We start from the raw sequence: 8,156 nt of genomic DNA, 5'->3' as shown, positions 1-8,156 counted from the left end.
CGTCCTGAGCCAGGATCAAACTCTCCAATAAAGTGTTGTTTGATTAGCTCGTTTTTGCACTAAAAGTGCGATGCTGATAAATCAGCTTTTTTTGATTAACGTTGACGTTTTTTGTTCGTTCAGTTTTCAAAGATCAATCTCGTTCGCTTCATAAGCGACTTTATTAATTTACCATGTTTCCCTATGTAAAGTCAATATTTTTTTTTACTTTTTTCAAGTTGTAAAATCATTTATTTATTGGGGACGAGAACTAATATACCATGAGCTAAAAGTGTTTGCAATATAATTTTTAAAAGTTTTTCATTTTTATTTTCAAACCTATCAAACCCCACTTCTTTTATAGAAGGTTTATAACCACTCTTAATCTAACACTTCCTTCTATTAGATAATCACTTCACATTCCTTATGTTTTTTTAAGATATAAAGTGTAAAAAGAAACTTATACATCTTCTTTAACATCATTTTCATTCGATATACCTCCCCATCCACAGACTTATCCACATCTTTTTATCCTTCATAAAAATAATCCACCGCTTTATCCACACCTTGTTGATAAGTTTATCAACGATTAATATAAGTGGTACCTGATTTCCTTTTCTTCCTATTCTCATATAAAAAGTCATAGACTCGCCTTTTTAAACATAGTATCTATCATCTCTATTCTTTTAGAAAGGTGTGAACGAAGCTGGAAACGATCGCTCTCTACTTATCAGTAATTATGGCAATTTTCTTATTTGCTTATTCCTATGTTGAAGGAATAAGAATCGCAAATTCTGAAGGAAAAACCTATGGAGGTACTTTTATTTTCACTGTTACTACTGCATTTATTTTTTCACGTTTGTCTTATGTGTTTATGTAACACTAATCATTGAATAAAGAAATATACATAAAAAGGTGAATGCAGATTTAACCGCATTCACCTTTTTGAGTCATATGATATTTTATTATTGCTTTTTCCAAACAACTAATCTTCTGAAATCATTTGACTTTGCACCATTTTTTTTCGTGCCCTTCGTTCATCTAATAAAAAGATTGAAAGTCCGCCTATTACAATCAGACCACCAAGGATTTGTGTCCATATTAAGCTTTCCTGTAAAAAGTAGTATGCCAAAACAGCAGCTCCCACTGGTTCAAAAAGTATCGCCATGGAGATGGTAGAAGTACTAAGCCACTTCACTGACCAATTAAATAATGTATGACCAAGAAGAGTTGGTACAAGTGCTAACAGAATAAAATAAATCCAGTCGCTAGTTGGATAAGGATACAAAGGTTCTTGTGCAACCAAAACATAAATGAGCAATGTGACGGCACTAATTGAATACACCACAAATGTATAGGTAATCAACGACATCCTCTTTCGGACAGATTGCCCGAACATTAAATATCCTGTTATTAATGCACATGCTATAAGAGCCAAAATGTCGCCATATAACGCAGAGCCACTAATTAAAAAGTCACCCCAGCTAATAATCACACTTCCGATAATGGCGATGACTGCACTTAAGATGGCTTTCCATGAAAATTTCTCTTTAAAGAAAAGATAAGTCCCAATAAAAGCGAACAGCGGCTGCAACGTGACTAATACCGTTGAGCTTGCGACAGACGTGTAATTTAATGACTCAAACCATAAAATAAAATGAAATGCCAGGAATACTCCTGAGATTACAGAGAACACCCAATCTCTCTTTGTAATATAGCGGAGTTCATGAACATATTTTATAAGAAAGATTGGCAACATGAGGAGAACAGAAAAAAACAGCCTATAAAATGCGATCACTCCGGCGGGAGCACTTGATACTTTAACAATAATGGCTGAGGTTGATACTGAGATGACCCCTATTGCTAATACAATATAGGGATTGATTTTTGATTCAGACATTTATTCACCTTGTTTCTTTCATATTTAAATTGGGTATAAACTATTTTACACCCTATAGATTAAGCATTGATATCTTTTTATGCAAAATATAATGAAGCGGGCGATGTTATGACTGGACCAGAATTGGAAGTACTAATGAAATTAGGAATTTCAGCTATACTTGGACTGATTATTGGACTCGAAAGAGAGTTAAAAAGAAAACCGGTCGGTCTTAAAACAAGCTTAGTTATTTCTATAGTTAGTTGCCTTTTAACGATCGTTTCAATTGAATCGGCCTATGTTTTCCCTGGGAATGACGAGATTAATATTACAATGGATCCTCTTAGGCTTGCGGCACAAATTGTTTCTGGAATTGGCTTTCTTGGAGCTGGAGTTATATTAAGAAGAGGGAATGACAGTATTTCAGGTTTGACGACAGCTGCTTTAATATGGGGAGCGGCAGGAATCGGAATTGCCGTAGGAGCTGGTTATTATATGGAGGCTGTAGCCGGTGTAATTTTTCTAATTGTATCGGTAGAAGTTATCCCTTATCTCTTAGGCTTAGTTGGACCAAGGCAATTAAGAGAAAAAGAAATCACCATCAAGCTAATTGTTGAACACAAAGAGGATATAGCAGCCATCATTCCCGCAATTAAGGAACAAAAAGCAGCCATCAGACGTATGAAAATTAAAGACACGGAGGAAGGGCAGCCTCATATCCAGTTAACCATTGCTGTAGACTATAGAAGAAAAACAACAGATTTCTATTACAACATTTCAAAATTAAAAGGTGTTAAATTTATGGAAATTGAAAGTATGCACTAATAATCTATAAAAATTGAAAATTCCCTCTTGAAAGAAATCCTACTTCTAGATATAATTCTTCTTGTACATCCATCCGGGGGAATTAGCTCAGCTGGGAGAGCGCATCGCTGGCAGCGATGAGGTCAGGGGTTCGAGCCCCCTATTCTCCATACCAAGAAGCCTTGATTTATCAGGGCTTCTTTTGTTTTTTTCTCCTCATGTATTATTTACTGAAATACTGTTTGCCGTCATTTTGCCGTCAAAATTAGATTTTCAATGATTTATATAGCATTTCCCACTTGCTTAAGCACATTCAAAACAATTCCTGATTATTCAACTATAGCGGCAGGTTGGTTGAAGAAGGAGGGTTAATATTGTTAAATATTAACTAGGGATAGTTGGCAAAATGAGAGGAATGGACAAAGTGACTAAAGAAATGTTTGTACAAATAAGTGATTGTAAACTATATGCTAAATTATTGGGAGAAAATAACGGAAAACCAACAGTCGTATTGGATGCTGGATATGGAGACTTTTCCAAGGCTTGGGATTCAGTAATTGGGGATATTTCAAAGCTCTCTACTGTTCTAATTTATGATAGAGCAGGACTTGGGAAAAGTGAAACAAGTTCCAACCCCAGAACCAGCCGTGAGATGGTAAAAGAATTGAGGGAACTTCTTTTTGAAGCCAAGATTAAACCTCCTTACATATTAGTAGGCCATTCATTTGGTGGAGTTAATATGCGAATGTTTGCAACTGAATATCAAAATGAAGTTTGTGGACTTGTCTTGGTTGACTCTACGCCTGAAGATTACAGAGAAAGGTTTCTCCTAACGATGTCACAAGATTTTCAACAAGCGTACAATAAGCAATTCGTTTATGAAGGCAATTATGATGAATTTATGGAAAGTCTAAAACAGTTAAAAGAAACTAGAATTGAATTAAATGTCCCAATATTTGTTCTTTCAGCTGGTAAGAAAGCTCATTATTCAAAGGAATCACAAGAGTTATGGAATGAACTGCAGAGAGAGATCCTTGAAATATCCTCAGATGGAGAATTGGTGATTGCTGAAAACAGTGCTCATTTTATACAAAAGGATGAACCAGAAGTGGTAGTCGCTGCCATTGAAAAGCTTATTGACCTTATTTAAAAAACTAACGGGGGCTTTAGCTCAATAAGACCTTCTAATGATTTGATAAAAGCGCTCCTCATTCTACAGTTGCGCTTTCTATCTTAAGAATATTAATAAACTTCACTTTGATTGTTTCATACCCACTTTCAATATGTATCAGTTGAGTCTGACCATCCAATTTAACAATCTTCCCTTGTATCGTTTCTCTTTGCCATAACGTAATTAAAACTTCATTTTTCTCTCTATGAGCCTCAACAACTGCATTACCCAATTCCTCCATATCAAATTCATCTCTCGTTGGACGTTGTGGCTTTGTTTTCATTGGCATTTTCACTCCCATGTTGCTTTCCCCTCTCTGTTCTTCTTTTCTATAATTCCATACGAACTTTTGTTCGATTTCAATCGATAAAAGAACAAGCGTTTGCATATAATAAGATACAGGAGAAGGAATTATGATCCGTGATAGAGGAAAAATGAAATGGCAAGGGGCCTTTTTTATGCCTGAGCACATCAAACTACTTAGGATATCAATTCCTACAACAAGATGATGATTCGTGATTCTTTCAATTAGTTGATTTTGTTTGTTTTGCTTTTTAAAATTCATAGTAGAGCTTCCTCCTTAAAATGAGTTTTGGTTTGTGTGTACTCTCATCATACTGAGGGGGTCTGTTTTTTTCAAAGCCGATATTTAATGCCCTACAGGAATGCTAACGGGGCAGGTTAGTTAAACAACGGAGGTTATTTTTATTAAACATATTTTCAATTTATGGTATTTTTAATATAGGAAGTTACCATACCATAAACGGGGGAGAAAAATGATAATTAGAGAATTTAAAGAGAAAGATAAATTGCATATAATAGAGCTATCAAAAAGGTTCAGTGATATTAACTATGGAGCTATCGAGGCAGGATAGTTTTTTTGAAAACGGCTACAAGTAAAATGGTCAAATATAGACTTATCCATTTCACTGTTTAATTAGTACAATACGAAATGTGAGTTTTTACAATTACACAAGGCTCCTCGGACCAAGAAAAGAGGAGGCTTCTGAAGAACTGTGAGATGCACATTACAGAAAAGAAAGGATGTAATTATGCATCAAGGAAATTTACGAAAAATCACGATTGTGCTGTTAACATTATATACAGCTTTGACCCTCTATTTCTTGTATCTTGGTTTCAATAGAAGCTTTCTGTGGCTAGACTCTAGCTTACGATTTAATCTAATACCTGAAGGGATTCCATTGCATTATCCAATGGGAAAAGACTTTCAAATTTGGTTTTTTGAGTACGGGAATTTTTTAGCGTTCATACCTTTTGGCATGATCATTCCTCTCCTGTTTCGATGTAGTTTTAGACGCTTTATAACCTTTTTTATTTTGTCTATAACAATACTTGAGACGCTACAAATGCTTTCTCGTTTAGGAGCTTTTGATATAAATGATATCATAATTAATTCATTAGGTGCTGCGGTAGGATTTGCGGCACAGCGAATAGTCACCGATGACCGAGATAAACTAAAAGGGATTTGTAAAATGTTCCTAATAGCTATTGTACTTGCCCTTGGAACTATTATAATTGTTGGTGGTATCAATAATTATCTAGAAAAAGGGGAAGGGGAAACTGTAGCCCTGAATGAACTTATCCTAAAAGATGGGTCTATACAGTGGGATGAAAACTTGTCCAGTTTTACAGTAGCCCAAAAAGAGGTAACGCCTCAAATAAATCTATATAGTAGAAAGAATACGAAAACCAATGAATTCTCGTATCTTTTAGATGGCAAATATAAAGACATAACAGGTTATGTCGCAATCCCAGACGATGTAATTAACGCTGCAAGCACAGAGGTTAGTGAAATAGAATTTATCAGTGGTGGAACAGTAATTTATTCGGTAGGGTTATCAGCTAAAAGTGGAGAAAATCAGGAAGTCTCTTTTCAAGTCCCTTTAAATGAAGTTAATGATTTTACAATAAAAATAATTAACGAAGATCCCAATCTAATTACAAATGCCGTGATGTGGGATATTACTATTACAGAGGTAAACGCAGGACAAGAGATTATAAACAGGATAAGAGAAAAAATAAGATCATTATTCTAACAAGACCTCACCATAGCTATGCAGACTCTAACAGTTTTGTTATTGATAATGGCTTGGTTAATAAAAAATTTGAATTTAACTCTTTAATTATGTAAAAACAATCAAGTATGTGAGCTAATGTACTTAAACTATCAGGTGCTTTAGTACAATTTAAAACTTAAAAATTTATATTACTAAACAAAAAATGATAATCTGTATATCTTTTCAAATTATCATTTTTGCTGTTTTACAAGGAGTAAATTATCGCGCATTTTTTCAGAGATAGCAAGACCTGCAGCGTCATCGCCAGCACGGTTGATGCGAAGACCTGAAGATAATTTTTCCATTGCTTTTGCTCCTGCACCGTTGTTAACGCCTAATTGACGGTAAGTGTTTAATGCAGAAATATTGTTATTAATAATCATTTTTTAAACCTCCATGTGTTTTTTGGGGTTCCTCATCCATAAATCACCCAGTAGACCTGTTAAATTTTTGATTTATTGTTAACTACTACTATCTCATTTCCATTTTATAGTAACTAACTTACAAATGTTATTAAATTTATATTATTATAATCAAAAATTTAACTAAATTGATATTTAGTATTTTCTTACATTTATGTTATGATGTAATTAATTAAATAAACATTAACAGGACAAACACCCTGATAACCTCATTGAGGTTATTTGGGTGTTTTTTTTCGTGAAAGGAGAGCCATAGGATAAATGAACTTCTGAAATATAGCGAAGAAAAAAGAAAAGAAATGTATACAAATAGCAAGGTCTTACCGCAAACACATCCGGCTATGATTAGGATCTCACAAGAGATTGACCAGCTCTTAAATCAATTAGAAGAGGGAGGAATCCGGAAAAATGAATTACTTCGAAAAACAGCTTCTTCAATAAACAATCTTAAGTTTAATCCAGATAAGGTACTTACTTTTATTCGTAATCAATGGCTGCTGGCTAAGGATTTCCTTCAATTGCTGAATTACTATACGATTAAAAATCAAAAAACTATGAGGTGATTTAATATGTGGTATATCGAATTTAACATGTGTCCGAATAATATAGGATCTTTTGAGGTTGTCATTGAACATCAAAATTTCAAAGAATATTTAATAGATAAAATACAACTCTATCCTCTTAATCTTTACTGTGATCTTCATTGATATAAGATGCTTAAACCATACGATAATTCTATTGAACCGGCTATGATTGAAAAAGGACTACCTTTGTCATTAGAAAAAGAAATTAAGCTGCGTATACCCAACTACATAAACCTCCTCACCTTCACTCTCAACAAATTTATTAAAAGTGTAGTGGATGCACTATTATCATGGCTGCATGAAGAATTTAAGCTGTATCAAGATAGTTGGAAACAATTAGCCTATTAAAGAGGTATATAAAAAAAGTTCTTGAAATATGAAGGAATCGACTTTTTTTATGGATAAAACTTTGTTAGCGTTGTAAATTCGCATTTTCCTGACGTTACCCTATAGGAAAGGGTTTACGAAGTGTTGTTCGTTAACAAGATGTTATATGACATACCCGTAAACCCAATTTCACATTTTCCGATACTGTGACTTTTCTGTTATCATGAACTGTGACAAGGTGTTTTTTTGGAATTTGCAACATTTTAATAGAATAATTATGAAGATGATCAAATAATAAATTTTTACATATAAGGAGATAAAACTATGGCAAAAAACAAATTACTAAGAATGGACAATGTCGGCATCGTTGTAGAATCCCTTGATGACGCAATCTCTTTCTTCGAGGAGATTGGCTTGAACCTCGAAGGGCGAGCCACTGTCGAAGGTGAATGGGCTGGTCGCGTAACCGGATTGGGTTCTCAGTGCGTAGAGATTGCTATGATGGTTACCCCAGATGGCCACAGCCGACTTGAACTTTCGCGATTTCTCACCCCACCTACTATATCAGATCACCGGACTGCTCCTGTAAACGCCCTCGGTTATCTACGCGTCATGTTCACCGTTGAAGACATTGACGAAATGGTATCCAGACTCACTAAGTATGGTGCTCAGCTCGTTGGCGAAGTGGTTCAGTACGAGGACTCGTATCGGCTCTGCTACATTCGTGGAACCGAAGGACTTTTAATCGGTTTGGCGGAACAACTCGGTAACAAATAAGTAAGTGACGTTTTTTAAAAAGCCTTTACTGAAATATACATTACTGAAGTAAAAAATGAAACAGAAAAGCAGTGTGAATGTAACTCGAAGAAGTTTTTACCTCACCCCAAATGATATATCGGATAGGGATCAGAG

8 protein-coding genes, 1 tRNA gene and 1 pseudogene are annotated in these 8,156 nt (G+C 34.8%); 7 read left to right on the top strand and 3 right to left on the bottom strand.

Going from position 1 to position 8,156, the window contains the following annotated elements; translation table 11 throughout:
• Positions 1-964: 964 nt before the first annotated feature.
• The gene (locus tag J2S17_RS14010) at positions 965-1,879 is read right to left on the bottom strand and encodes a DMT family transporter (RefSeq protein ID WP_307475837.1); all 915 of its coding nucleotides are present in this window, start codon (positions 1,877-1,879) and stop codon (positions 965-967) included.
• A 108-nt stretch (positions 1,880-1,987) separates the two neighbouring features.
• On the opposite strand from J2S17_RS14010, the gene J2S17_RS14005 reads away from it, so the two are divergent.
• From J2S17_RS14005 to J2S17_RS13995, 3 genes are all read left to right on the top strand, one after another.
• Positions 1,988-2,683: an MgtC/SapB family protein gene (locus J2S17_RS14005; RefSeq protein WP_307475836.1), complete on the top strand. Its 696-nt coding sequence runs from the start codon at positions 1,988-1,990 to the stop codon at positions 2,681-2,683.
• Positions 2,684-2,759: 76 nt separating this feature from the next.
• Positions 2,760-2,832, top strand: a tRNA-Ala gene (locus tag J2S17_RS14000).
• 254 nt (positions 2,833-3,086) lie between these two features.
• Positions 3,087-3,812 carry an alpha/beta fold hydrolase gene (locus tag J2S17_RS13995; protein WP_307475853.1) on the top strand — a complete coding sequence of 242 codons (726 nt, stop codon included), beginning with the start codon at positions 3,087-3,089 and terminating at the stop codon, positions 3,810-3,812.
• 58 nt (positions 3,813-3,870) lie between these two features.
• Here the strand turns inward: J2S17_RS13995 and J2S17_RS13990 are convergent, their stop codons facing one another.
• Positions 3,871-4,116, bottom strand: a complete 246-nt coding sequence (locus J2S17_RS13990) for a YolD-like family protein (protein ID WP_307475851.1) — start codon at positions 4,114-4,116, stop codon at positions 3,871-3,873.
• 769 nt (positions 4,117-4,885) lie between these two features.
• On the opposite strand from J2S17_RS13990, the gene J2S17_RS13985 reads away from it, so the two are divergent.
• Positions 4,886-5,890 (top strand): VanZ family protein, encoded by a 1,005-nt coding sequence (locus tag J2S17_RS13985; RefSeq protein WP_307475834.1) that lies wholly within the window; start codon positions 4,886-4,888, stop codon positions 5,888-5,890.
• 236 nt (positions 5,891-6,126) lie between these two features.
• On the opposite strand, the pseudogene J2S17_RS13980 reads toward J2S17_RS13985, so the two are convergent.
• Positions 6,127-6,294, bottom strand: a pseudogene (locus J2S17_RS13980) (flagellin N-terminal helical domain-containing protein); the annotation flags it as partial.
• A 296-nt stretch (positions 6,295-6,590) separates the two neighbouring features.
• On the opposite strand from J2S17_RS13980, the gene J2S17_RS13975 reads away from it, so the two are divergent.
• The 3 genes from J2S17_RS13975 (at position 6,591) to J2S17_RS13965 (ending at position 8,021) form a co-directional block, all read left to right on the top strand.
• On the top strand, positions 6,591-6,896 hold the full coding sequence (locus tag J2S17_RS13975) for an aspartyl-phosphate phosphatase Spo0E family protein (RefSeq protein WP_307475849.1): 306 nt from the start codon (positions 6,591-6,593) through the stop codon (positions 6,894-6,896).
• 150 nt (positions 6,897-7,046) lie between these two features.
• Complete coding sequence (locus J2S17_RS13970; protein ID WP_307475832.1) at positions 7,047-7,265, top strand: hypothetical protein; 219 nt, start codon at positions 7,047-7,049, stop codon at positions 7,263-7,265.
• Positions 7,266-7,568: 303 nt separating this feature from the next.
• Positions 7,569-8,021, top strand: coding sequence for a VOC family protein (locus J2S17_RS13965; RefSeq protein ID WP_026965279.1), 453 nt, complete (start codon positions 7,569-7,571; stop codon positions 8,019-8,021).
• Positions 8,022-8,156: the final 135 nt, after the last annotated feature.

It is taken from the genome of Cytobacillus purgationiresistens, from assembly GCF_030813235.1.
Lineage (GTDB): Bacteria > Bacillota > Bacilli > Bacillales > Cytobacillaceae > Cytobacillus > Cytobacillus purgationiresistens.
This window is presented reverse-complemented; position numbering and strand designations above follow the sequence as displayed.